The 25,769-nt window shown below is 44.6% G+C and carries 18 protein-coding genes and 1 tRNA gene; 7 read left to right on the top strand and 12 right to left on the bottom strand.

The features are described from left to right. Positions 1-65: 65 nt before the first annotated feature. Positions 66-938: a ribosome small subunit-dependent GTPase A gene (rsgA, locus tag D0T92_RS01890; protein ID WP_151049701.1), complete on the bottom strand. Its 873-nt coding sequence runs from the start codon at positions 936-938 to the stop codon at positions 66-68. Positions 939-1,154: 216 nt separating this feature from the next. Here rsgA and dinG point away from each other — a divergent pair, with 216 nt between their 5' ends. Then, the gene (gene dinG, locus D0T92_RS01885) at positions 1,155-3,284 is read left to right on the top strand and encodes an ATP-dependent DNA helicase DinG (protein ID WP_151049699.1); all 2,130 of its coding nucleotides are present in this window, start codon (positions 1,155-1,157) and stop codon (positions 3,282-3,284) included. Between the two features lie 26 nt (positions 3,285-3,310). On the opposite strand, the gene D0T92_RS11880 is transcribed toward dinG, so the two are convergent. The 3 genes from D0T92_RS11880 to D0T92_RS01870 form a co-directional block, all read right to left on the bottom strand. After that, positions 3,311-4,870, bottom strand: a complete 1,560-nt coding sequence (locus D0T92_RS11880; protein ID WP_191963653.1) for a pentapeptide repeat-containing protein — start codon at positions 4,868-4,870, stop codon at positions 3,311-3,313. Between the two features lie 417 nt (positions 4,871-5,287). Beyond that, positions 5,288-8,071, bottom strand: coding sequence for a DNA polymerase I (gene polA, locus D0T92_RS01875; RefSeq protein ID WP_151049695.1), 2,784 nt, complete (start codon positions 8,069-8,071; stop codon positions 5,288-5,290). A 131-nt stretch (positions 8,072-8,202) separates the two neighbouring features. Further along, a complete protein-coding gene (locus D0T92_RS01870) occupies positions 8,203-8,400 on the bottom strand; it encodes a CsbD family protein (RefSeq protein WP_151049693.1) in 198 nt (65 codons plus the stop codon). Between the two features lie 539 nt (positions 8,401-8,939). Between D0T92_RS01870 and D0T92_RS01865 the strand changes: the two genes are divergently transcribed. From D0T92_RS01865 to D0T92_RS01850, 4 genes are all read left to right on the top strand, one after another. Continuing rightward, positions 8,940-9,098: a DUF1328 domain-containing protein gene (locus D0T92_RS01865; RefSeq protein WP_151049691.1), complete on the top strand. Its 159-nt coding sequence runs from the start codon at positions 8,940-8,942 to the stop codon at positions 9,096-9,098. 219 nt (positions 9,099-9,317) lie between these two features. Continuing rightward, positions 9,318-9,965, top strand: coding sequence for a TIGR01621 family pseudouridine synthase (locus D0T92_RS01860; RefSeq protein WP_151049689.1), 648 nt, complete (start codon positions 9,318-9,320; stop codon positions 9,963-9,965). Between the two features lie 145 nt (positions 9,966-10,110). Beyond that, entirely contained in the window at positions 10,111-10,803 is a 693-nt protein-coding gene (locus D0T92_RS01855) for a hypothetical protein (protein WP_151049687.1), read from the top strand. 384 nt (positions 10,804-11,187) lie between these two features. Next, on the top strand, positions 11,188-11,889 hold the full coding sequence (locus tag D0T92_RS01850) for a hypothetical protein (protein WP_151049685.1): 702 nt from the start codon (positions 11,188-11,190) through the stop codon (positions 11,887-11,889). Between the two features lie 165 nt (positions 11,890-12,054). On the opposite strand, the gene D0T92_RS01845 is transcribed toward D0T92_RS01850, so the two are convergent. Together D0T92_RS01845 and carA are read right to left on the bottom strand one after the other, a co-directional pair. Then, complete coding sequence (locus D0T92_RS01845) at positions 12,055-13,329, bottom strand: O-acetylhomoserine aminocarboxypropyltransferase/cysteine synthase family protein (protein WP_151049683.1); 1,275 nt, start codon at positions 13,327-13,329, stop codon at positions 12,055-12,057. Positions 13,330-13,352: 23 nt separating this feature from the next. Beyond that, positions 13,353-14,486 carry a glutamine-hydrolyzing carbamoyl-phosphate synthase small subunit gene (gene carA, locus D0T92_RS01840; RefSeq protein WP_151049681.1) on the bottom strand — a complete coding sequence of 378 codons (1,134 nt, stop codon included), beginning with the start codon at positions 14,484-14,486 and terminating at the stop codon, positions 13,353-13,355. A 423-nt stretch (positions 14,487-14,909) separates the two neighbouring features. Between carA and pilC the strand changes: the two genes are divergently transcribed. Both pilC and D0T92_RS01830 read left to right on the top strand, forming a co-directional pair. Continuing rightward, positions 14,910-18,080, top strand: coding sequence for a PilC family type IV pilus tip adhesin (pilC, locus tag D0T92_RS01835; protein WP_151049679.1), 3,171 nt, complete (start codon positions 14,910-14,912; stop codon positions 18,078-18,080). A 69-nt stretch (positions 18,081-18,149) separates the two neighbouring features. Next, positions 18,150-18,225 (top strand) — tRNA-Lys (locus D0T92_RS01830). 87 nt (positions 18,226-18,312) lie between these two features. Here the strand turns inward: D0T92_RS01830 and D0T92_RS01825 are convergent. The 6 genes from D0T92_RS01825 to nuoL form a co-directional block, all read right to left on the bottom strand. Further along, a complete protein-coding gene (locus D0T92_RS01825; RefSeq protein ID WP_151049677.1) occupies positions 18,313-18,738 on the bottom strand; it encodes a hypothetical protein in 426 nt (141 codons plus the stop codon). Between the two features lie 63 nt (positions 18,739-18,801). Further along, positions 18,802-19,929: a glutamate 5-kinase gene (proB, locus tag D0T92_RS01820; RefSeq protein ID WP_151049675.1), complete on the bottom strand. Its 1,128-nt coding sequence runs from the start codon at positions 19,927-19,929 to the stop codon at positions 18,802-18,804. A gap of 25 nt (positions 19,930-19,954) precedes the next feature. Beyond that, positions 19,955-20,254 carry a DUF2818 family protein gene (locus D0T92_RS01815; protein ID WP_151049673.1) on the bottom strand — a complete coding sequence of 100 codons (300 nt, stop codon included), beginning with the start codon at positions 20,252-20,254 and terminating at the stop codon, positions 19,955-19,957. 236 nt (positions 20,255-20,490) lie between these two features. Then, positions 20,491-21,933, bottom strand: coding sequence for an NADH-quinone oxidoreductase subunit NuoN (gene nuoN, locus D0T92_RS01810; RefSeq protein ID WP_151049672.1), 1,443 nt, complete (start codon positions 21,931-21,933; stop codon positions 20,491-20,493). 9 nt (positions 21,934-21,942) lie between these two features. Then, the gene (locus D0T92_RS01805; protein ID WP_151049670.1) at positions 21,943-23,442 is read right to left on the bottom strand and encodes an NADH-quinone oxidoreductase subunit M; all 1,500 of its coding nucleotides are present in this window, start codon (positions 23,440-23,442) and stop codon (positions 21,943-21,945) included. A 305-nt stretch (positions 23,443-23,747) separates the two neighbouring features. Continuing rightward, positions 23,748-25,763 (bottom strand): NADH-quinone oxidoreductase subunit L, encoded by a 2,016-nt coding sequence (gene nuoL / locus D0T92_RS01800; protein WP_151049668.1) that lies wholly within the window; start codon positions 25,761-25,763, stop codon positions 23,748-23,750. Positions 25,764-25,769: the final 6 nt, after the last annotated feature.

Below are 25,769 nucleotides of genomic sequence, written 5' to 3'. Positions count from 1 at the left end.
TATAAGAAAAAAAAAGAAAAGGCTTGCCGCTGCCGAAATATTTTCAGACGGCCTTGCAATAAAGATTACGACGAACGCAGCAATTCATCGGTTATCCGCTGTAAAAACGCCACGCGCTCCTTGCGGATATCGCCCGCTTCCGCCGCTGCTTTAACCGCGCAACCCGGCTCCGCACGATGGGTGCAATTGTGAAAACGGCACTGCCCGATCAGATGGCGCATATCGGGGAAATACTGCAACAAGATACTGACTTCAAGATGATGCAGCCCGAATTCCTGCAAACCCGGCGAATCAATCAGCTTGGTTTCCGCATTCACATCATACAAACGCGCATGCGTGGTTGTGTGTTTGCCCGAATCAAGGGCGGTTGAAATTTCGCCGACGCGGGCGGTATCGCTGCCCAACAGCGCATTGGTAAGCGTAGATTTACCCATGCCGCTCTGCCCCAAAAAAATATTGGTACGCCCCTGCATCAGCGGCCTGAGCACATCGGCACTTTCCAGCGCACGGGTTTGCACCACCGGATAGCCCAAAGACTCATAAAACCTAAATTTCTCATACCAGCTTTGCGATTCGGGCAAATCGGCCTTGTTTAACACAATAACCGCTTCAATGCCCGCCGCTTCGGCAGCCAGCAACGCCCGCTGCAACAACATTTCATTGGGCGCAGGCGAGGCCGCCGTTACAATAAACAGCTTATCGACATTCGCCGCAATCAGCTTGGTTTTCCAATTATCCTGCCGATAAAGCAGGCTTTTGCGCGGCAGAAAATCCTCGATTACCGCCTGTTCGCCATTGATTAACTGGATATGCACCCAATCACCGCAGGCAAAATCGACACGCTTTTTGCGGGTTGTCGCATCAAACGTGCTCCCCTCCTGCGTGCGGACAATATAGCGCCGGCCATAGCTGGCGGTGATTTGGGCGGTTTCGGGCATAGATAGAATAAACGTGATAAATAAGTGAACGGCTTATTTTACAGGTTTTACAGGATTTGTCAGGCCGTCTGAAAACCTTATTACCGCCAAACCGATACTTTTCAGACGGCCTCTTATCCCTATTCCGCCGTGCACCGCTGCCGTGTTTTAACCAGCTTCCACCCCAAACAATGCTAAAATAGCCCTTTTCCGCCCACCCTTTTTCAGACGGCCTTCATGCTCACCGATTTAGAAAAAACCGCCATCCGCGAACACTACCAAAACATCGGCAAAAACCTGCCGAACTTCCGCCCGCGCGCCGCGCAGCGGGAAATGATAGCCGCGGTTGCCAACGCCTTTTCACGCACGCAAACCCGTGCCGAAGGCGGCGAAGCCCCGCAGCGCGAAGGCGAAAGCATCGTGGTGATAGAAGGGCCCACCGGCGTGGGCAAAAGCTTGGCCTATCTGCTGGCGGGCGGCATTATGGCGCAAACGCGCAACAAACGGCTGATAGTGAGCAGCGCCACCGTTGCCCTGCAAGAACAGCTTATCGATCGCGACCTGCCCTTTTTAGTTGCCCAAAGCGGGTTGGAACTCACCTTTGCACTGGCCAAAGGCCGCGGGCGCTACCTCTGCCCCTACAAACTCTACCAACTCACCCAAAACAACGCCCAACAAAACCTGCTCGGCTTCGAAGCCCCCACCGTATTGTGGGACAGCAAACCCAAGCCCGAAGACCTGAAACTGCTGCACGACCTTTCCGACGCCTTTTCCGCGCGCCGCTTTAACGGCGACCGCGACACATGGCCGGAAAAAATCGACGACACCCTCTGGGCAAAAGTCAATAACGACAACTACGGCTGCCTGAAAGCCGCCTGCCCCAACCGCCCCGAGTGCCCGTTTTACCTTGCCCGCGACACCCTCGAAACCGTAGACGTGGTCGTAACCAACCATGACTTGCTGATGGTCGATATCAGCATGGGCGGCGGCGTGATTCTGCCCGCCCCCGAAAACAGCTTCTACTGCATCGACGAAGCGCACCACCTGCCCAAAAAAGCCCTCAACCAATTTGCCGCCGAACACTCATGGAACCAAGCCGTGTGGGTGATGGAAAAGCTTCCCGCCCTCACCGACAAAATCGCCGCCGTTGCCGACAAAGCGGAGCTGGCCAACCTTGCCGACGAAGCTGCCGCCTCACTACTCGAAAGCCTGCAAGAATGGCAGTTTCACTTAGCCGAAGAACCGGCACTGAGGCCGTCTGAAAGCAACGAATCGGTATGGCTCTGGCAAGACGGCAAAATCCCCGAAGCGCTCGCCTTAACCGTATCCAATACCGCCGTTGCCGCCCGCAGCCTCTACAAACACATCAACAGCCTCAACGATGCCCTAGCCGCCGCCCGCCGCGACAAAGAACAAGACAGCGCGCAAATCGACCGCCTCAGCACCGAGCTCGGCGTTTTCCGCGCCCGTGTCGAACAAATCAACGACACATGGGATTTACTCGCCACCGTACCGGCCGAAGAAGAAGCCCCGCTCGCCAAGTGGATAAGCCGCCGCATCGGCGACAAAAACGATTATATTTTCCACGCCAGCCCCATCAGCAGCGCCGCCTATCTCGCCAACAATCTATGGCGCAAAGCCGCCGGCGCCGTGCTCACCTCCGCCACCCTGCAATCGCTCGGCAGCTTCAACCTGATTCTGCGCCAAACCGGCCTGCAATGGCTGCCCGAAACCACCACGCTGGCACTGGAAAGCCCGTTTGATTTCGACGCACAAGGCGAGCTCTATATTCCGCCGCTGAGCGCCAGCCCCAAAGACCCGGCCGCCCACACCGCCGCCATTGTCGAATGGCTGCCGAAGCTGATTTCCGCCGAAGAAGCCATCGGCACATTGGTTTTATTTTCTTCGCGCAAACAAATGCAAGATGTCGCCCTGCGCCTACCGGCCGATTATCTGCCCTTATTATTGGTACAGGGCGAACAGCCCAAAGCCGTATTGCTGCAAAAACACCATCAGGCCATTTCAGACGGCCGCGCCAGCATTATTTTCGGCCTCGACAGCTTCGCCGAAGGCTTAGACCTGCCCGGCATCGCCTGCGTACAGGTGATTATTGCCAAACTGCCGTTTTCCATGCCCGACAACCCGATTGAAAAAACCCAAAACCGTTGGATTGAGCAGCGCGGCGGCAATCCCTTTATTGAAATCACCGTGCCCGAAGCCAGTATCAAACTGGTGCAGGCGGTCGGACGGCTAATCCGCACCGAACAAGACTACGGCCGCGTGACCATACTCGACAACCGTGTGAAAACACAAAACTACGGCAGACAGATGCTTGCCTGTCTGCCGCCGTTTAAGAGGATCGGGTGAGGATAAAAAATCCTTCATAAACATAATTAGGAAAATTGATCAATCATCTGTATCCATTTAGGAATATCTGAATCGTCTATAGTGATATTCCAATATGGATTTAATCGACGAAGTTCTTCCAATACTTCATCTTTGCTTTCTTCTATCGGTAAAGTATGTGTTATTGAATAATCTAGTGCTCGATTACTAAATACAAATTTAGCATTTTCATATTCAACAACATCATGATCAAATGACAATACTAGACTTGGTAGTACTATCCAATCAACATTCGTTAATTTAGCTTTTTCTTTTATATAATTTGCATCATTTGGCCTGATTAATGCACCTGTCCAAATTACTTGCTCCAAATATTGAACGTTTAATGGGAAAAAGTTAGTCTCCTCCAATTTAGCCATCCGTAAATTAGCCCTTTGCAAATAAATACCTGACAAATGAGCTCCTTCCAAATGAGCTCCACACAAAATTGCTTCCTCCAAATGGGCTCCCTCCAAATGGGCTCCCTCCAAATGGGCTCCCTCCAGATGAGCTCCCTCCAGATGAGCTCCCTCCAGATGAGCTCCCTCCAGATGAGCTCCCTCCAGATGAGCTCCCTCCAGATGAGCTCCCTCCAAATGAGCTCCCCACAAAATTGCTCCCTCTAAATGAGCTTTCCTCAAATAAGCTCCCTCCAAATGAGCTTCCTCCAAATGAGCTTCCTCCAAATGAGTTCCCACCAAATCAGCTCCCTCCAAATCAGCTCCCTCCAAATCAGCTCCCTCCAAATGAGCTCCCACCAAATCAGCTCCCACCAAATCAGCTCCCTTCAAATGAGCTCCCTCCAAATGAGCTCCCACCAAATCAGCTCCCTTCAAATGAGCTCCCTCCAAATGAGCACCATATAACTGTATCCCAGAACACTTCATTCCTTGAAACACACTCAAGACACCCTTTTCCAAACCGGGCAAATGCAAATCTAAATAAGGCAAATACAGATTAGGAAATACCTCCGAATGATAGCGAAGATGCGTACCACCATCGGCTAACAATACTTCGGTCAAAGCAATTCCCAACGGACTTTTGCTTAATTTTTCAGCACAAGTTTTATTTTTCTCAACCTGTTTAAATAAAGCCAACCATGCCGCTGTTAGCAGGTTTAATGCAGGTTTACGAAAATCATCCCCATGTTCGCCGCAATAAAAAGGGCGCAGCATATACACTGCCGCCACTTGTAAACCGACCGCCCCGTCTTCGCGGCTATGGCTGGGCAAATGGCGTTTTGCCCCTGCTTGGCCGTATTCCCGAGCGTTTTCAATGGTTAAATGTGTTTCTGATAAGGTTTGCTCCGATTCGGTATCCTTTGTTTCATTATTTGGCTGCTCGCTGGGTTTGGTTTTTTCGATAATTTTATCTTCCACCAAATGCAAACCGCTTACCCATTCGGCAATTTTATGAAACTCTTTCAGATTAACGTCTTTGCGTTGGTTTTCAATCTGATGCACGGCATTTTGGTCTCGGAACTGCCATACTACATAGGCTACCGGCGCCGAAATCAATAAAACAATCAAAGTCCAAATACCATTGCTTTCTTTTAAAAAGTCCGGCATCCCCCAAATGCAAAATATAACGATAAAAATAGCTATTGGGATAAGCTCTAATTCGACAACTATCCTAACCCGCTTGTATCTGGATATATGCGGATATTGGTTTTTATCATCGAATATAATGTCAAGATTGTTTTTTAAATGATCATATAACTGCCCTGTAAGAATAAACTTTACGGGAACAAGGCATTTAGAGAACCAGCGCCATGCTGTTTTCACTATGCTTTTCACCATTTCCCAAACCATAAACATTATATTTTTTAAAAAATCTATTATGGTTTGAGCTGGTGTTTTTGTACTTAGGCCGTCTGAATGCTTGGATAACAATGTTTTTTTATAAACATTGATTATTTGATTCCATAATCTTTTCATCTTTTTATTTACCCGATTATTTAACTATTTGCCTTGTGAAAACCACCATCAATGCGCTTCTTCCCAATTCGCCCCCGTACCCACTTCGGCCACCAGCGGCACCGACAGTTTGCCATCGGCTACGGCGGCCATTATGGCGGGTAGTTTTTGCTCGACGGCGGCTAATTCGGCTTCGGGCACTTCCAATACCAATTCATCATGCACCTGCATAATCAGCTTGCTTTTGAGGCCGTCTGAAACCAACCAGTCGGCCACATCAATCATGGCGCGTTTAATCAGGTCGGAAGCGGTGCCCTGCATGGGGGCGTTAATGGCGACGCGTTCGGCGCCGGCGCGGCGGTTGGCGTTTTTGGCGTGTATATCGGGCAGATAGAGGCGGCGGCCAAACAGGGTTTCGACAAAGCCCTCGCGGGCGGCCTGCTCTTTAATGCGCTGCATATAATCGGCCACGCCGGGATAGCGGGCGAAATAGCGGTCGATAAAGTTTTTGGCGGAAAGGTTGTCGATGCCTAAGGATTTGGCCAAGCCATACTGCCCCATGCCGTATATCAGGCCAAAGTTGATGGTTTTGGCATAGCGGCGCTGCTCGGCGTTTACGCTTTCGGGGGATACACCGAACACTTCGGCAGCGGTGCGGCGGTGAATGTCTTCGCCGTTTTGGAAGGCGTCGAGCAGGGTTTTATCGCCGCTGAGGTGCGCCATAATGCGCAATTCGATTTGGGAATAGTCGGCGGATACAATCCGGCTGCCTTCGGGCGCGGTAAAGGCTCGGCGCACGCGGCGGCCTTCTTCAGTGCGGATGGGGATGTTTTGCAGGTTAGGATTGCTGCTGGCGAGCCGTCCGGTAATCACGACGGCTTGGGCGTAAGTGGTGTGAACGCGGCCGGTTTGGGGGTTAATCATTTCGGGCAGTTTGTCGGTGTAGGTCGATTTGAGTTTGGCCAAACTGCGGTTTTGCAGAATGATTTTCGGCAGCGGGTAGTCGAGTGCCAATTGTTCGAGCACGGCTTCATTGGTGGAAATGCCGCCGCCGGCGGTTTTTTTGAGCCCTTTGGTGGGAATGCCCATTTTGCCGAAGAGGATTTCTTGCAGCTGTTTGGGGGAATTGAGGTTAAACGGCTGGCCGGCGATTTCGTAGGCTTCGGTTTCCAATGCCAATAGTTCGCTGCCTAATTCGTGGCTTTGTTGCGTTAATTCGTTTTTATCAATCAATACGCCGTTGCGCTCCATCATAAACAGCACTTGGGCAACGGGCAGCTCCATGTTTTGATACATATCGCGCTGTTTGTCGTCCATTTGTTGCAGCAGATGGCTTTCGATACGCAGGGCGAAATCGGCATCTTGGGCGGCATATTCGACCGCCTGCTCCAGCGCAACATCGGCAAAGCTGATTTGCTTGGCGCCTTTGCCGCATAGGGATTCGTAGGTGATGGTCGGCAAGCCTAAATGGCGTTCGGCCAGTTCGTCCAAGCCGTGCCCCAAATGGCTTTCGAGAATATAGGAAGCCAGCATGGCATCGCCGCCGATGCCGTTGAGGGCGATATCGTAGTTGGCAAAGATGTGTTGGTCGTATTTGAGGTTTTGGCCGATTTTTTTGAGGGCGGGGTTTTCAAGGTGCGGTTTCAGACGGCCTAATACATTATGTAAATCCAGTTGTTCGGGCACGGCAGTGGGCGTATGCCCCAAAGGAATATAAACGGCTTCGCCGGGCTGAAAGGCAATGCTGATGCCGACCAACTGCGCCTGCATTGCGTCTAGGCTGGTGGTTTCGGTGTCGATACCGATGGCTTCGGCTTTTGCCAGTTTGGTTAATAAATCGGCAAAGCGGGCTTCTGTGGTTACGGCCTGATAATCAAGCTTTGCTGGGGCTTCGGCAATCGCGGGAGTGTTTTTAGAAGGCTTCTCTTCGGCTAAAGCAGCCTGTTCACCAATATGGGCGGCGCCGAATAAATCGCCGTTGCCTTCGTGTAGCCGCTCTTCGGCTTCTTTCAGCCATGTGCGGAAATTGAGGCGCTTGAACTCAACGGCCAGTTGCGACCATTTCGGCGTAGTGCGGCGCAGGCTTTCGAGGCCGTCTGAAAGTTCGCTATGCAAATCAAGGTCGGTTTTGATGGTCACCAATTGATAAGAAAGCGGCAATTGCGGCAGCGCGGCTTGTAGGTGTTCGCCTACTTTACCTTTGATTTCGGCGGCATGATCCATCACGTTTTGCAAGCTGCCGTATTGCGCCAGCCATTTGGCGGCGGTTTTGGGGCCGCATTTTTCAACGCCGGGCACGTTATCCACTTTGTCGCCCATTAAGGCCAGATAGTCAATAATCTGATCGGGGCGCACGCCGAATTTGTTTTGCACGCCTTCGGTGTCGAGCGTTTCATTGCTCATGGTGTTGACTAGGGTAACGTGTTGGCTCACAAGCTGCGCCATGTCTTTATCGCCGGTGGAAATCACCACGTCCCACCCTTCGGCTTCGCCCTGTTTGGCTAAGGTGCCGATAACGTCATCGGCCTCGACATCGGGCACCACCAATACCGGCCAGCCCATCAGCCGCACCAAGTCGGGCAACATTTCCGCCTGCGGGCGCAATTCATCAGGCATCGGCGGGCGCGTGGCTTTGTAGTCGGGATAGAGCTCGTGGCGGAAGTTTTTGCCTTTGGCATCAAACACTACCGCACAATAATCGTGCACATAATCAGCACGCAGGCGGCGCAGCATATTGAGTACGCCGTATAGGGCGCCGGTGGGCGTGCCGTCGGGCGCGGTAAGCGGTGCCATAGCGTGAAAAGCGCGATAAAGATAGGAAGAACCGTCAACAAGAAGTAGGGTTTGAGACATAATAATAGGCCGTCTGAAAAGATAAAAGATAAGGGATTATAAGGGATATAAGCGGCGGTGTATTTGCACCCGCCTTGAGAATGCCAAAAACCCGCCTTGCGGCGGGTTTCGTTGCTTGATGCGTTTGGTGATTAGTTATTGTTTGTCCAATCATCCAATTCTTTTTCGGCCTGCTCTTTGGTATAGCCGTAGCGCTCTTGGATTTTACCAACCAATTGATCGCGTTTGCCTTCGGCTACTTTCCAATCGTCGTCAGTCAGTTTGCCCCATTTTTCTTTGGCTTTACCAACAAATTGATCCCACTTGCCTTCGATTTGATCCCAATTCATATTTTTTCCTCTCATTATTTTGTTTCATTAAATTTTCACGTATGCAACATTTTTGCTAGATACGTGTTTTTATATTAAAGCATTTATTTTTAGTTTCAAGTATTTAACCCCGATAAAAAATTAAAAATATAAATAAATCAAAATATTATCTATTAAATTTAACTATTATTTTTCATATTTTGCAGTAATTTTAAAAATATACCGTTTTTCTTTTTTTCATTTAAGAAATTTTAATTTCATAATCATTTATTTTTCAAACAAAATAATAATTTATATTTATAAACAATAAATTATTAAACTAAAAAGCAAAAAATGATAGCCAACTACCCATTTAAATATTTACAATTGGTAAAAATATTTATTTACTTATTAACAAAATGCTTATTGTTTATTATTATTTGTAAGCTTATGCAATTTGACATTCCTAACCTACATGTTTTAATAATCTATACATTGCTGTTTATCTAGAAAATATTTCTACTACCAACAGCAACACCACGCCACCACATATCAATTATTAATAAGTAAAGGATAAAATTATGTTACGTTATTCTGTTATCTTTTTTGTGATCGCTATTATTGCTGCGGTTTTTGGCTTCGGCGGTATTGCCGGTACGGCTGCCGGTATTGCTAAATTCTTATTTATCGCGTTCTTGGTATTAGCAGTATTGTCATTGATTTTCGGCCGTCGTAAATAAGCAGCCGATCTGATTGCTTCATAAAGCATAGGCCGTCTGAAATATCGTTTCAGACGGCCTTTAATCATTTCAGCTATACCATTTTTTATATTTCCTTAATCAATATTTCTCTTTTTTATTAGGCCGTCTGAAAACTTAAGGCACTTATACGGCAGCCATCTAAGGTTTAAATCAATATGCTGTAAAATAGTCTGCTTATTGATTAAGCCGTCTGAAACCATGTTTTCCATATTATTCCGCCATGCCGATTTTATTGCCATCAACAAACCGCCGGGTATAGGCGTTCACCAAGATAAAGATTCAGACGGCCTCACCCGACTCTTGGCCGCCCAACTCGGTGTAGAACGCGTTTGGCTGGTGCACCGCTTAGACAAGCCCACCAGCGGCGTTTTGCTGTTTGCCCTAAACGAGCAGGCGGCATCCCAACTGGCGCAACAATTCGCCGCCAAAACCATCCGCAAAACCTATCTGGCTTTAAGCGACCGCAAGCCTTCAAAAAAACAAGGTTGGATAAAAGGCGGCATGGCCAAAGCCCGGCGCGGCGCATGGAAACTCACCCGCGAGATGGAAAACCCTGCCGTTACACAGTTTCACAGCATCAGCATTGAAGCAGGTTTGCGTCTATTTGTTTTACAACCGTATACAGGCAAAACCCACCAACTGCGCGTAGCCATGAAAAGCATCGGCAGCCCTATTCTGGGCGACAATTTATACGGCGGCACTCAAGCAGCAAGGCTTTTTCTACATGCTTGGCAGCTTTCTTTTGATTTCAACGATCAACACCACCACATCACCGCCCCGCTTGATGAAAGCTGGCCGAAGCAAATTCAACCGTTCTTAGCCGATAAAGCAAAAAGTTACGAATAAAAAAGCGTTATAAAAATAAAAAATTATTCTTATATTGATTTTTATCATGCCAAACATCAAAATTATGCTTTTTCAATAAAAAATCAATTTAATATTGTATGATAATAAAATATAACTTGTATTTAACCAAAGGAGGCATGTAGTTATGTTAAGAAAACTCGGATTCGGATTAGGCAGCTTATTGACCCTTGCCGGTTGTAGCACCCTATCGAGCGATAATATGGACTGGCTTGTTTATAAAGATATTGATCAATCAACGCAAGCCATCGCTTTTATGAAAAATTTCACTATTGGCAACCAAACAAATTCCTCTTCACTCTACAATAGCGATGCTATGGCATTTAAAAGGAATGGTACCGATAATAATGACTATCACGCATTGGGCGATATTTATTATTTAGTGGATGAAAACGGAACAAAAATATCGACATTATTCTTAATGGGAGAGTATTCATTAAACCCGAGAAATAAAGATGATATGCGCAAGCTGGCACAATCCAAACAATTTGATTTTTATGAGTTTGGTAAAGGCCGCACTGCCCATGTTCAATATTCTGCCAAAGACAATATTTGTAAAAACTTCAGATCGAAACAGGGTGTTAATGTAGAAATGGCAACCAGTTATTATGTAGGAGATAACTATGCGAATTTCTATACCAGTTTTATTTCCGGAAATATCAGCCGCAAAGAAGTGAAAGTCAGTAACTATACGCATAGTTTTTCAAATAGAGAAACTCAAGAAGGCCTTCAAGAAACAGCAGAAAAATATGGCAAAAATTTAGCCCGGAGAAATTTAATTGAGAAAGCCACGCTATTGATTAATGTGGTTTGCCAATAAGCTATCTATTTATAAGCTGTAAAATGTAGGGCGGAATGAAATGAACAAAACAGGTTCATCTTCTTCCGCCCTATAATGTAAGGTTTAATATGCCAATATTGTTGTTTTAGCAAAAAAATGTTAAACCGATAATAACCATAGCAACTTATCATCCGTTTTTTGCGGTAAGCTATTTAACAGGCTTTTGCCCATCTCAATTAGATTAGATATGGCCGTCTGAATTCCAATAACGACATCATAACTACCCGAAGCACTAACACACCGGTTCTTTTTTAGTCGATTTTCTATTTTAGCGAGATATAAAACCGTTTAACCACCCAAACTTATTTTTACACACAATCCCGTTATAATGAGCAAATGACTCCTAATACTCACTATTTATTCATGAAACCGCTTTTATACTGCATGGCACTCAGTCTCGGCCTAACTGCCGCCCTACCCGCCCATGCCGTAACTTATATCTGTAAAGACGGCAATCGTGCTGTTTTTTCTACTGAAAAACTGAATGCCAGCTGCCAACCGTCGCAAATGAGCGGTTCGGATCGCAATGCACCCAAACCTGTTTCATCTGAAGATACTACGGTTATAGAATCGGCTGCCCCCAAAAAGCCCTCGAATAGCCCTGCTGCTAAAAAAGACGGCATACCTAAAAAAGTCAATCCTTCCGAAACAGAAGCACCACAAACTTTCGAAGCGCATGAAATAGATGATATCTTCAAAACCATACCATCTATTCCAAATGATGACATTAAGATTTCCCCGTCAACGCCAAACACCAGCATCACCAATACTATTGATGCGGCTTCCCAAGATATGGAAATCAAACTGCGTAATGAAAAACAAAAACGGCGAACACCAGTGATTGTGGTACCGAAAATTTCTACTCCACCTGCCGAACAGCAGCTTTCACGTCAGCAGATTATAAAAAATGAAATCCGCGACCAACAATCTGCTTTAGCCCAAACACGTGCTCAACTCAATGCTGCACGCAAACAAGGGGATAAAGCTAAAATCAATAGTTTGCAACGCGATGTACTTGACTATGAAGCCAGTATCCGCGCCATGCAATTTGAAATGAAACATTAATCATATTTAAATTAAAAGCCGTCTGAAAACTTTTCAGACGGCTTTGAAATACTGCAATACTGAAAAACCATTTTTCCTATTGTACAAAAAACCTAGAAAAAGGCGGATGAATCAATCATCCGCCTTTTTCTATTCAATCATAATTTTATTTTTGAAATAAAATATTTAATTACTCGATGCAGTTAAAGCCTGCTTTAAATCGGCAAGCAAATCATCAATATGCTCAATGCCGACAGACAAGCGCACCATGTCTTCACCCACTCCTGCTTGCGCTAATTCTTCCGCATTCAATTGGCGGTGAGTGGTGCTGGCAGGATGTGTCGCCAACGATTTGGCATCACCGATATTCACCAAGCGGGTAAACAGTTGCAGTGCATCAATAAACTTACCGCCCGCTTCAATGCCGCCTTTAATGCCGAAACTCAACAAGCCCGAAGCTTTGCCGCTAAAATCTCGTTCGATTAACGCTTTATATGGGCTATCGGCCAAGCCGGGATAATTGACCCATGCTACTTGCGGGTGGTTTTGCAAAAACTCGGCTACTTTCAGAGCGTTTTCACTGTGTCGCTCCATGCGCAAAGCCAATGTTTCCAAGCCCTGTAAAATCAAAAAAACATTCATCGGGCTGATGGCGGCACCGGTATTACGCAGCGGCACTACACGGGCACGGGCGATAAAGGCGGCAGCACCGAAATGTTCGCTATAATTCACGCCATGATAAGACACATCGGGCGTTGTCAATACGTGGAAACGATCGCCTTTTGTCCAATCAAATTTGCCGCTATCGATAATCGCCCCACCAATACTGTTGCCATGGCCATTAATATATTTGGTGAGCGACTCCACCACAATATCCGCACCCAACTCGATCGGGCGGCATAAAGCGGGGGAAGCAACGGTATTATCCACCACCAGAGGCAAGCCTTGCGCATGAGCCGCTTGCGCGAAAGCGGGAATATCCACCACATTAATCGCCGGATTGCCGATACTCTCGCAATAAACCAACTTGGTGCGTTCGTCGGTATATTTGACAATATCTTCCGGTTTGTCCGCATCAATAAAACGCACTTCGATACCTTGTTTGGGCAGGGTGTGGGCAAATAGGTTATAGGTACCGCCGTAAAGCGTTTTGGTAGCGATAATATTATCGCCCGCTTCGGCCAATGTTTGCACGGTATAAGTAATCGCCGCCATACCGCTGGCAACACACAACGCGGCAATACCGCCCTCAATCGCAGCCAGGCGCTCTTCCAAAACTGCTGTAGTGGGGTTCATAATGCGGGTATAGATATTGCCGGCCACATTCAGATTAAATAAATCTGCACCATGCTGAGTATTGTCAAAAGCATAGCTGGCGGTTTGATAAATCGGCACGGCAACAGATTTAGTAGTGGGCTCGGGGCTATACCCTACATGAATAGCTTGGGTTTCAAGTTTCATTATTTCATCCTTCTTTATTGGTTTCAGACGGCCTTAGCAGCTTTGATATTGTCGATAAACTTATCAAACAGATAAGCCACATCATGCGGGCCGGGGCTGGCTTCGGGGTGGCCTTGGAAACTGAAAGCGGCACGGTCGGTTAACTCGATGCCTTGTAAAGAACCGTCGAACAGCGAACGGTGGGTCACTTTCACATAATCCGGCAGGCTGTCGGCATCCACTTCAAAACCATGGTTTTGACTGGTAATCATCACTTTTTTACTGTCTAAATCCTGTACCGGATGGTTGGCACCATGATGGCCGAATGCCATCTTGCGGGTTTTACCGCCTACAGCCAAGCCCAATAATTGATGCCCCAAGCAAATGCCGAATAATGGTTTTTTACTTTCCAATAAAGTTTTCACGGCAGTAATGGCGTAATCGCATGGCTCGGGATCGCCGGGGCCATTGGATAAAAATACACCATCAGGATTCATTGCCAACACATCTTCGGCAGGCGTTTTCGCCGGCACAACGGTTAAACGGCAACCACGCTCGGCCAACATCCGCAAAATATTGGTTTTCACACCAAAATCATAGGCAACAACATGATAAGGCTGGGTAGCAGGCTGTTTGAAACCTTCACCCAAATGCCACTCGCCCTCCGTCCACTCATAAGATTGCTCACAAGTCACTTCCTGCGCCAAATCTTTGCCTACCATGCTGCCGAAAGCGGCAATCAATTCATGCGCTTTGTCTTCGGTAGCATCCTCCCCAGTCAGAATCGCCCCTGCTTGCGCACCTTTATCACGCAAAATACGGGTCAAACGACGGGTGTCAATATCGGCAATGGCAACGGTTTTGTTGCGCACCAAATAATCTTGCAGGCTTTCTTCGCTGCGGAAATTGCTGTGCAAAATCGGCAAGTCACGAATAATCAAACCGGCCGCATGCACTTCTTTACTTTCTACGTCTTCACCGTTGGTACCGGTATTGCCGATATGGGGGTAAGTCAGCGTCACAATCTGCTTGCGGTAAGAAGGATCAGTCAGAATTTCCTGATATCCTGTCATTGAGGTATTGAATACTACTTCTCCGGAAGTTCGGCCTTCATAGCCGATAGAAATACCGTGAAACACACTGCCGTCGGCGAGAACAAGAATTGCGGGGGTCGTCATGATGATTTCCTGTAAGATTTGATTTTGTAAGCAAGCCGTCTGAAAAGCATAGCAGCAAAAATAATTTTTCAGACGGCCTAAAGTATCCGGCTAAAAAAAAACACGCCGCACAGCTTGTCGGTAAACTGTGTTACGTGCTTTTTCAGGGTATAACGCTATGCCACACAAGCAATGTATTCTAAGCCAAAAAAGGCCGAAACTCAAGAAAAGAGGCAGTAACCCTGTTCTTTGGGATGACCACTTACTCCATCACATAACAACGGTAGATATTGTTTCATTTTTGCCAAAACCACTGCCGAATAAAATCTTGATGATACAAACTAATAAGCCATACCAAACAGATATGCTAAAATCGTTACGATTTCCAACAATAATGATATGCCGCTGTCTATAAACAGCGCTAAAAATGAAAGACGGCACATTATGAAAAAAACATCACTCCGCCTGCGCACACCCGTGCGTCCGATTATTTACAGTCTTTTTGCCGCATTCCCACTATTGGCAACCGGCAGTTCAGCTGCCCAATTCGCCGATACCCCGCTGTATCTTCAAAAACAAACTACTATTTCCGGTGGTGCCGGACAAGTCAAACCCAATGTCATGTTATTTATTGATGACTCGGGCAGTATGCAATGGGTTCCAGAAAAAGACGGGGTATACCCTAATGCAAACAACAGGTTAAAATCAAGAATGCAGATTACTCGAGATGCGCTCAAAACTGTTGTCAATAAATATACCGACCAAATCAATTGGGGCTTCAAAACCTTAAACAATAACAGTAATGTTGATCTACAAGGCTATACTGACGACTACAATGTCATCCTCAACCATATAGATAGAATTAACCCTGGAGGCGGCACTCCGACAACACCCCGCTATTATGAGATTTCAAAAACAGTAAGGGACAATACACAATACCGCTGCCAAAAAAACTATATTGTAGTTCTATCAGATGGTGATGCGAATCTGAGCTGTGACCGTAATGCACGACAAACCTTCAATCCTGACGACCCATACTTTGGCAACACACGCAACGTTCCCGGTCAGTGCGTTGGTGGTGTAAATTCCTACCATACCTTTTGGGATCGCGATAATAACAATGAACCATCCGGTTTAAGATTTTTCAGCCATATTCTTGCCAATCGGGACTTTAAAACAACTGGCACCGACCGCACAGGGAAAAGCTGGAACGGAGACCCTGCCGACCCTAGAGACAGCAACGGAAGAAGCCGGTATGCCCAACAGATTATTGAAACTTACACAGTCGGATTTGGCAGTGGCCTGTCACCGGATGGGCGAAAGTATCTTGAAAAAGGTGCCAGCCAACAGGGCTATTTTTATAATGCATTGAATGAAGATGGCTTAATTGAAGCATTCCAAGGTATTTTCAACAGCATTGAAAACCAAAACCTAAACCAAGCAGAAGAAGGTGTCGGCACATCCGCTCCGGCGATTACCGGCAATAGCGGCAATGATAATGTGCCTGATACGGCGGTTACCGTACAGTTGGATCCTCAATATTGGAGCAGCCAACTACGCTTCTACAATATCAATGCCGACCGCACCATCAGCACCTCATACCAACTGCCCTATTTCGGCAACCGTAAGACACTGATTAATAACGGACAAGGTGTTTTCTGGGCGGATGATTTCAACAAATATGGCAGCAATGATTTCTTCGGTCTCCCCGCAGCCAAACCGAACGAATGGCAAGCTGCGTTAATGCCATGGACCATCCGCAGCAATACCAAAAATGATGCTGCTATTAAAAGTGAATCGGAAACCGCCCCATATAGCCAAACATACCGTGACCGCAACTTAGATTCAGAAGGAAACCCAGTACAAGGTAAACGTGACTTAGGTGATATTCTGGATAGCGGTATCGCGACCATTGGTGATACCGGCGGCAATAAAGGCCGACAGGAGTTTTTAGTTACCGCTGCCAATGATGGCATGGTACATCTGTTCCAACGTTCCAACATGAACAACCATCCTTATGAGCTGAAACTCAGCTATATCCCTGCAGCAATGGAACGTGATGCGGGAAATGGTGGCGAAACTCTTGGCAAAACATTAAAAGAAGTGGCCATTCAAGGATATGGTACCGAGCACCCCCACCGTTATATGGTTAATGGTGGTTTTGTTGTACGCCGTACGGCCAATACGAATACAGGCACCGATGCTGAAACCAACCAATACCGTCAAGTAGTTATGTTCGGTGCGATGGGACAAGGCGGACGCGGTGCCTACGCTTTACAAGTCGGTGGTAAAGATAAAAATGGTACAGCCGTCGGCCTAAACAGCAACTCCAGTGTTTGGGATAGTCAAGTTCCTCTATTTGAAACTGAAAAAGGCAGAAACAATACATTAGGCTATACCGTAGGTACACCTCAAATTGGCCGTGTTTCTATCCAACGCAATCCAGATGAAACCGTCAACACCAATGAAAATGTGCGTTATGCCGCATTTATGGGCAGCGGATACCGCCGTCAGGATATTAACGACAGCCTGAATGAAACCGCTTTGTATGTTTATGACCTACTCGGTCAGGAAGCATCAACAGGTGTGAAAACCGGTGCTGCTGCCGGCACAGTCATTCAAAAAATTAATGTGCCTAACGGTGTCGGTGGCTTATCCAGCCCCACGCTGCTCGATATGGATTTCGACGGCATTGTCGATATTGCTTATGCAGGCGATTACGGCGGTAATATGTATCGCTTTGACTTACGCGGCAAACCCAATAGCTGGAAAGTGACCCGTATTTTTACCGGCACCAGCACGCAACCGATTACTGCCGCCCCAGCCGTTTCACGCCGCGGGGTTAATAAATATGTGGTGATATTCGGCACCGGTAGTGATATGTATCAATCCGATTTAAATAACAGAAACAGACAGGCCGTATATGGTGTTTTCGAAGATTTAACTTACAACGAAAATGCATCTGAAGAACAACCGGCAACAACAGATGATTTATTAGAGCAAACGTTCACTACTCAAGATGTAGACGGTCAATCATTCCGCTTCTTAAGCAATAACCTTATCCGCTCCAATCATAAAGGTTGGAAAATCAGTTTGGGTGAAAATGATGGAGAACGTGTTGTTATCAAACCAACCATGATTCTCCGAACTGCCGTACTCAGCACCCGAATCTATTCATCTTCCGAGAAAAAAACCAATGCCGGAGATGTGTGCCTGCCGGAAACAACCGAAGTATCAACAGAAGCCAACAGTTGGATATTGGCAGTTAATGCCGAAACAGGCGGTGGCTTAAAACGTACTGATGCGCATATAGACTTTATCCAACGCCCAGTTCTTCTCGATCATTATTATGCCAACGGCCAAAAGAAAGGTGGTATTGTAAACTTCTCTTATGTCGACCCCTTACAACGCCTTACCGACAGTGCGGTGACTTTAGATGGCGACAGTGGTGGAAATGGTACAGATATGCACAAAAATGGCCCGGGCGCCGTACCTAAAAACCAATGTTTTGCCAAACAAGCTAACCGGTTCTTAGTACTGAATACCGGCGAATCACCGGCAGTGCAAGGTAGAAACTGTATTATCCGCCGTATCAGCTGGCGTGAAATTTTCTAGTTTGCTAAGAAAATATTAAGTTTGGGATTGACAGACGAATATAAGTTTTATATTATTCGCCATTCTTCAGGGTCGTTAGCTCAGCTGGTAGAGCAGCGGACTTTTAATCCGTTGGTCGAAGGTTCGAATCCTTCACGACCCACCAAATTTAAAAAGCCTAAACCATGTGTTTAGGCTTTTTACTATTTTTATTTCCCAATAAACTTCATTAAAGGCCAACAGGATTTTTCTTTTACGGTATGGCAAAAGGTAAAAATGACAAATCCATCACATAAGCATTCGGGTTTGACCAATCTACCTTAACGGTAATATATTCGCTCAAATAAGGCTCGGGATTTTGTTCCATTGGCGGGCTGACAAAACGGACAATTTCGGCTGTTTCCGGGTTATGTGCCGTAGCAATAACTTCGTATCGGTTTATATAATCATCCCCCTTTTTTCGGCTCCATGTGCGTACTTCCTGTACCGTAGCCTGAATCTCTACTCCTTGCATGACAGCTTGCTGTTGCCCTTTATATTTTGGTAATAAAACAAAGAAAAACAACCCTCCTAATATTAAGGAAGCTATCCATGTAATCGGATGAGGAACAAAAATCGCCGCAAGAATAGCCACTACCATAAAGGCGCCTGCAATAACCAGTGTGGTCAATGTCATCATTTTTATTTCCTTGTATATTATTCTGGCCGTCTGAAAATATATTTCAGACGGCCAGAATTTATATTACCAATGTGCCATATTATCCCGGTGTATCAATTCCGGTTCGTTCACATAACCGAGCTTATCAGCAATATATTCCGATGGTATGCGTAAAATTTTACTGATTTCCCCACTACTATAATTTACTAATCCTCTGGCAATCTCCTTGCCTTCAGTATTCAAAACTGCAACCAATTCACCACGGTGAAAATGCCCGTCTACCCGCACACAACCAACCGGCAACAAACTTCGATGACCTTGAATTAATGCGTTTTCAGCGCCCTCATCAACTATGATGCTACCAGCCTGTTGAACATGCCCAAGCAACCATTGCTTGCGTGCCGCCACCCGACTATGACTGCTGGTAAATAAAGTGCCAATTTGCTCACCATTCATCAAGCGGACTAAAATATTTTCTTCATGACCGGAAGCCACTACAGTAGAAGCGCCACTCAATGCCGCCCGTTTGGCAGCCCTAACTTTAGTATACATACCTCCTGTGCCAACACCACTACCAGCCCCTCCCGCCATTTTCTCTAGTTCCGGATGCTCTGCTTCAATACAATTGATAAACTGCGCCCGAGGGTTTTTACGCGGATCACTATCATATAAACCTTTTTGGTCGGTCAAAATAATCAGAATATCGGCATCAACCAAATTGGTAACCAGTGCTCCTAAGGTATCATTGTCGCCCAACTTGATCTCATCAATGGTTACCGTATCATTTTCATTGATAATCGGTACAATGCCTTTGGAAAGCAACATGCGCAATGTGCTGCGCGCATTGAGATAACGAGTACGGTTACTTAAATCTTCATGGGTGAGCAAAATTTGAGCAGTATGGATATTATGTGGATGAAATGCCGTTTCATAAGCCTGCGCCAACCCCATCTGTCCGACGGCTGCCGCGGCCTGTAATTCATTTAAAGCCGTTGGCCGTTTCGGCCAACCTAAACGCTTGATACCTTCGGCAATCGCCCCGCTGGATACAAAAACAACATCAATACCGTTTTTTTGTAACTGTGCAATTTGTGTTGCCCACTGGTTTAAAGCGGCCTGATCTATACCACGCCCCTCAGAGGTAACCAAACTGGAACCAACCTTTACTACAATTAATTTTGCATTATTTAAGGTGCGTCCTTTTTTATTCATACTATTCATCCTTTTTCAGACGGCTCTATTCTTTATTACGGCCACTCCAAAAATAACGCCATACAAAAGCCGGAAAAGCAAAAATCAGATAGAGACAGATAGTAACAACATAAAACTCCCAATCCTGATGATGCACAATACCTGCTCTTGATTCAAGCAACCATGCCAACGCTGCTGTAATACAAAAGCCCACAAACAATTCAAATAAATGATGCCCGATATGTTTATGTTTCAGCTTAAAAATACCCAATAGCCGTTGTGTCAAAAATGGAGCATTGGCAAAAATAAAGGCCAACAATAATAGAATATACATTGGGGAAGTCATATATCAAACCTTTTCAGATGGCCTTAAATCATAATAAAGTCATTAAGATGAAATAATTAAAAGTATTTTTTAATATTTTGCAAACTACTGTAATTTTTCAAGCAGCTTATTTGGGACAGCCAATAAAACAGATTTATCTGAAAAAATAATCTATCTATACACAAAATATCATATTAACAAAAACGGCAGCTTTCAGGCTGCCGTTTAAACACTAACCCTTTATCGTTAAATCAAAATTAAAAGGTTCGTTCCAATGCTTTTAAACACCAATCCATAACGCTTTGAGGCAATACACCCCAAACCAATAATAAAACGGCATTCACAGATAAAAATACTTTAGCTGTAATATTGCTTCCAATAGATCTGTCGTTGGTAGCCTGATCAAAGTAGATGACTTTAACGACACGCAGGTAGTAGAACGCACCGATCAGACTCATTATTACCGCAAATACCGATAATCCAACGAGGCCTTGAGCCAGCAATGCTTTAATCACGACAAATTTAGCATAAAAACCCATCAACGGCGGAATACCTGCCATCGAGAATAACGCAAGCATCATTAAAAATGCATACCACGCATTTCTTTGATTCAAGCCGGCCAAATCTTGAATTTCTTCGCATTCGAATGATTCGTTTGACAGCAACATCAACACGCCAAAGCCGACTAAACTCATAATCACATAAGTAATGGCATAATACAAACCGGCAGTAAACCCTAATATCTCACCCATAAATGCCAATAAAATAAAGCCCATATGTGAAATAGTAGAATAAGCAAACATACGCTTGATATTGGTTTGCATAATAGCGGCCAAATTACCGATGACTAAAGAAGCAACGGCTAAAATAGCCAGCATTTGTGTCCAGTCCTGACGTACCGTTCCCAATGCAGTAACTAACAGGCGGAAAGTAAAAATAACTGCAGCGATTTTAGGAACTGTACCAACAAATGCGGCAACTGAGGTTGGCGCACCTTGATAAACATCCGGCACCCACATATGAAACGGTACAGCACCTAATTTAAATGCAACTGCAACCACAATAAAAATCAAACCAAGTTTTAATAACCAACTTTGAGCCTGACCCTCATAGTCGGTTGCCAATACAGTCGCAAACTCTAAAGAACCTGTTGCCCCATAAACCATTGAAATACCATATAGCAGCAACCCAGATGCCAATGCACCCAATACAAAATACTTTAAAGCTGCTTCAGCTGCTTTTGCCGAATCTCTACGTAAAGCGATCATGGCATAAAGTGAAAGAGAAAGCAGCTCCAAGCCGATATAAGCTGTTAGAAAATGCCCTGCACTTACCATCACACTCATACCAATCAAGGCAAAAAATGACAAAGTATAAAACTCGCCTTTGAAAATATTGCGATCCTGGTTATAGGGCTTACTGTAAATAAAAATAGCAAATATGACAGCATACATTACCAGTTTAGATAACTGTGACATACCGTCTGCAATATACATACCGCTAAAAGTAGAAATACTTTGAGTAGTCCACACGTTTATTTGAGCCGCTGTAGCTGCCACTAAAGAAAGCAGGCTTAAAATATGGGTAATATAACGATTCTCATCTTTCACCCATAAATCTACTAACAATACAATACCTAATGCCGAAAGCAATACGATTTCAGGCATGGCAGGGATTAAATTTAAATCTGTCCAGTTCATTCACACACCTCAAATCTTACTTTGTGCCACTTGGCTAATTAAGTCATTAGCAGCCTGATGGACAACTTCAATAAACATATTCGGATACAAACCCATGCCCAAAACACATACTGCCAAAATAGTTAAAATTAAAAATTCACGTCCATTAACATCTTGCATTTTTTGAACTTCAGGATTTTTAATTTCACCGAAGATGACCCGCTTATACATCCATAACGTATAAGACGCACCATAAATTAATGTGATGGCTGCTAAAGCACCTACCCAGAAATTTACTTCAATACCACCCATAATAACCATAAACTCACCGACGAAACCTGAGGTAGCAGGCAACCCGGCATTAGCCATACCAAACAACATCATAAAAGCAGCAAATTTAGGCATGACATTCACAACACCACCATATTCTGAAATTTCACGTGTATGTAGGCGATCATACATAACACCAATACACATAAACATTGCGGCAGAAACAAAACCATGTGAAATCATCTGAATAATGGCACCTTTTAAAGCCCAGTCATTCAATTGCCCATCTAAAAATAAAAACATACCTAATGTTACAAAGCCCATATGGCTGATTGAAGAATACGCTACCAGCTTTTTCATATCGGTTTGTACCAAAGCAACCATACCGATATAAATTACAGCAATCAAACTCAACACAATAATGACAGGGGCAAAATAACGTGCTGCATCAGGTAGTATTGGTAAAATAAAACGTAAGAAACCATATGCACCGATTTTTAAGGTAATAGCAGCCAAAACCATAGAACCACCTGTCGGGGCTTCAACGTGCGCATCCGGTAACCATGTATGTACCGGCCACATCGGTACTTTTACGGCAAAAGATAAGAAGAACCCGATAAACAATAGTTGTTGAATACCAAGTGGAATCTGTTTCAGATTTTGGAAATCTACAATCGAAAAACTACCTTCTGCTTGATAAGATAAATACACCATGCCTACCAGCATCAACAGAGAACCTAATAAGGTATATAAGAATAATTTAACCGATGCATAAACACGGCGTGGCCCACCCCACATACCGATAATCAAATACAACGGAATTAACATACCTTCAAAAAACACATAAAACAGAATAGCATCTTGGGCAGCAAATGCGCCGTTAATCAGACCCGACATAATTAAGAAGCAGGCCATATATTGTGCTACACGCTTTTGTATCACTTCCCAACCTGCAAGCACTACCATTAAAGTAATAAAGGCATTAAGTATGATAAATAACACGGATATACCATCCACACCTAATGCATAATTAATATTTAATGCAGGAATCCATTGATGGAACTCGGTAAACTGATAGCCGCCGTTTAAACGATCAAACCCTGTAAACAAAGGTAGTGTTACTAAAAATCCGGCCAGCGAACCGATAAGGGCAAGTATGCGTGCCAAAAGGGCCCGATTGTCCGATCCCGTTGCCAGCACCAGCACACCGGCAATAATCGGCATCCATATTGCCAAGCTGAGTAGGTTGTTGAAAAACATAGTCATAGCCTGTGGTTTATCAAATAAAAATTTGTTGTTATCAAAGATGCTGCATTTTCAGCTTTATTCCGAATCTGCGGAAACTGTATTTTTCTCAAATGGTTTGTCTGAATAAAACCGATATTAATCTTCACTTATCAATATTTTTATCAAATACTATTCAATGAAATTTTAAATAATCCGAGTAATATGGATAAAAGACCAGAATGTCATCGAATCTTTTAGCCATACTATCTCTCATTATTATATTTAAGGATTTCTATACTTCATTAACCCAAATAAATTACTTTCAGACGGCACCAGTATTACTGAAACCATAAATTCCAGAAAAATGCCACAATAAGTACTAAAACACCAAATACCATAAATGCGGCATAAGTATAAATAAACCCTGTCTGCATTTTACGAACTTGAGCGGCAACAGCACCAACTAATTTTGCAGAACCATTCACAATGCCGTTGTCAATAATAGCAGTATCACCTACTTTCCAGAAGAAAGTACCTAATGCACGGCTACCTTTTGCAAAAACATTGTAATAAATAATATCTAAGTAATATTTATTATCCAGTAATTTATAAATCGGGCTGAATGTAGAAGCAATTTTTGCCGGCAAATGAGGTGCTTTAATATAAAGAACCCAAGCAGAAAACACACCGGCTATTGCCAAATAAAGCACAGGAGAATGTAAACTATGTGACAACATTGCTAACGGACCATGAAACTCTTCTTTCATGTGCTCCATCACAGGATGAATTTCATTATTAACATGGATCACGCCTTTAAAGAAATCACCATACAACATTGGTTCAATAGCAATATAACCGATAACAGCTGAAGGAATAGCCAATAAAATCAATGGAATAATTACCACTAATGGGCTTTCATGAGGGTTATCATTTTTACCTAAACCATGATGATGTCCTTCATCATGATGATCATCGTGGTGCTCAGGTAATTCACGCCATTTTTCCTTACCATGGAAAACCATGAAATATTGGCGGAACGCATAAAATGCTGTTACGAATACACTTGCCAATACTGCAAAATAAGCAAAGCCACTACCCGGTAAATGACTCAATTGTACAGCTTCAATAATTGAATCTTTAGAATAGAAACCAGAAAATAAAGGTGTTCCAATCAAAGACAAATTACCAATTAACATGGTTATCCAAGTAATAGGCATATATTTTTTTATATTGCCCATATGACGCATATCCTGATCATGGTGCATACCGATAATCACACTACCAGCTGCCAAGAACAACAACGCTTTAAAAAACGCATGCGTCATCACATGAAACATCGCAATTGAATAAGCAGACACGCCTAAAGCAACAGTCATATACCCCAATTGAGAGAGAGTCGAATAGGCAACAACGCGTTTGATATCGTTCTGAATAGTACCCAAAAAGCCCATAAACAACGCTGTAATTGCTCCGATTACCATAATCACACTTAACGCAGTTGTTGAAAGCTCATAAATTGGTGACATACGAGACACCATAAACAAACCAGCTGTTACCATTGTTGCTGCGTGGATCAATGCAGAAATAGGCGTAGGACCTTCCATTGAGTCGGGCAACCACACATGCAAGGGAAATTGTGCAGACTTACCCATAGCACCCACAAATAACAACAAGCAAGTGACTGTAATCAAATCTGTACCAAAAATCTGCATACCCACCACATTAGGCAGATAGGCAAATACATCTTGATAACGTAAGCTACCACCGAAATAAGCTAATACCAAACCAATGCCTAAAATAAAACCAAAGTCACCGACACGATTGGCTAAAAAAGCTTTTAAATTGGCAAAAATAGCACTTTCACGTTTGAAATAGAAACCAATCAGCAGATAAGACACCAAACCCACGGCCTCCCAGCCGAAAAAGAGTTGGATGAAATTATTGCTCATCACCAACATCAACATAGAAAACGTAAACAATGAGATGTAGCTGAAAAAACGTTGGTATCCGACTTCCTCATCATGCATATAGCCGATGGTATAAATATGTACCAACAAAGAAACGCTGGTAATCACAACCATCATCATGGCGCTTAGAGTATCAATCAAGAATCCGACTGAAAACTCAATACCACCCATAGTCAACCATGTATAGGCATTTTCATCAAATTGAGCTCGTGTACCGTCAATAAAGCCCCACAATACATATCCTGACAGAATGGCAGAGATTGCTACACCCAAAATAGTAATAGTATGTGCACCCGCCCGACCAATGATATTGCCGAACAAACCGGCCAGCAGCGAACCTGCTAACGGAAGCAGGGCAATGGCCAGATATAAACTCATATCACTCATAATTTC

Source organism: Neisseria zalophi (assembly GCF_008807015.1).
GTDB classification, from domain to species: domain Bacteria; phylum Pseudomonadota; class Gammaproteobacteria; order Burkholderiales; family Neisseriaceae; genus Neisseria; species Neisseria zalophi.
Note: the sequence above shows the minus strand (reverse complement) of the source record. Positions and strands in the feature narration are given on the sequence as shown.

Bases quoted from the DNA above. Each gene is read 5' to 3' on its own strand.
- D0T92_RS01865 (WP_151049691.1), top strand. From the start codon at position 8,940: ATGTTACGTTATTCTGTTATCTTTTTTGTGATCGCTATTATTGCTGCG.
- pilC (WP_151049679.1), top strand. From the start codon at position 14,910: ATGAAAAAAACATCACTCCGCCTGCGCACACCCGTGCGTCCGATTATT.
- nuoN (WP_151049672.1), bottom strand. From the start codon at position 21,933: ATGAACTGGACAGATTTAAATTTAATCCCTGCCATGCCTGAAATCGTA.
- D0T92_RS01805 (WP_151049670.1), bottom strand. From the start codon at position 23,442: ATGTTTTTCAACAACCTACTCAGCTTGGCAATATGGATGCCGATTATT.
- polA (WP_151049695.1), bottom strand. From the start codon at position 8,071: ATGTCTCAAACCCTACTTCTTGTTGACGGTTCTTCCTATCTTTATCGC.
- D0T92_RS01850 (WP_151049685.1), top strand. From the start codon at position 11,188: ATGAAACCGCTTTTATACTGCATGGCACTCAGTCTCGGCCTAACTGCC.
- D0T92_RS01870 (WP_151049693.1), bottom strand. From the start codon at position 8,400: ATGAATTGGGATCAAATCGAAGGCAAGTGGGATCAATTTGTTGGTAAA.
- dinG (WP_151049699.1), top strand. From the start codon at position 1,155: ATGCTCACCGATTTAGAAAAAACCGCCATCCGCGAACACTACCAAAAC.
- carA (WP_151049681.1), bottom strand. From the start codon at position 14,486: ATGACGACCCCCGCAATTCTTGTTCTCGCCGACGGCAGTGTGTTTCAC.
- proB (WP_151049675.1), bottom strand. From the start codon at position 19,929: ATGAATAAAAAAGGACGCACCTTAAATAATGCAAAATTAATTGTAGTA.
- D0T92_RS01860 (WP_151049689.1), top strand. From the start codon at position 9,318: ATGTTTTCCATATTATTCCGCCATGCCGATTTTATTGCCATCAACAAA.
- D0T92_RS11880 (WP_191963653.1), bottom strand. From the start codon at position 4,870: ATGCCGGACTTTTTAAAAGAAAGCAATGGTATTTGGACTTTGATTGTT.
- D0T92_RS01825 (WP_151049677.1), bottom strand. From the start codon at position 18,738: ATGATGACATTGACCACACTGGTTATTGCAGGCGCCTTTATGGTAGTG.
- nuoL (WP_151049668.1), bottom strand. From the start codon at position 25,763: ATGAGTGATATGAGTTTATATCTGGCCATTGCCCTGCTTCCGTTAGCA.
- D0T92_RS01855 (WP_151049687.1), top strand. From the start codon at position 10,111: ATGTTAAGAAAACTCGGATTCGGATTAGGCAGCTTATTGACCCTTGCC.
- rsgA (WP_151049701.1), bottom strand. From the start codon at position 938: ATGCCCGAAACCGCCCAAATCACCGCCAGCTATGGCCGGCGCTATATT.
- D0T92_RS01815 (WP_151049673.1), bottom strand. From the start codon at position 20,254: ATGACTTCCCCAATGTATATTCTATTATTGTTGGCCTTTATTTTTGCC.
- D0T92_RS01845 (WP_151049683.1), bottom strand. From the start codon at position 13,329: ATGAAACTTGAAACCCAAGCTATTCATGTAGGGTATAGCCCCGAGCCC.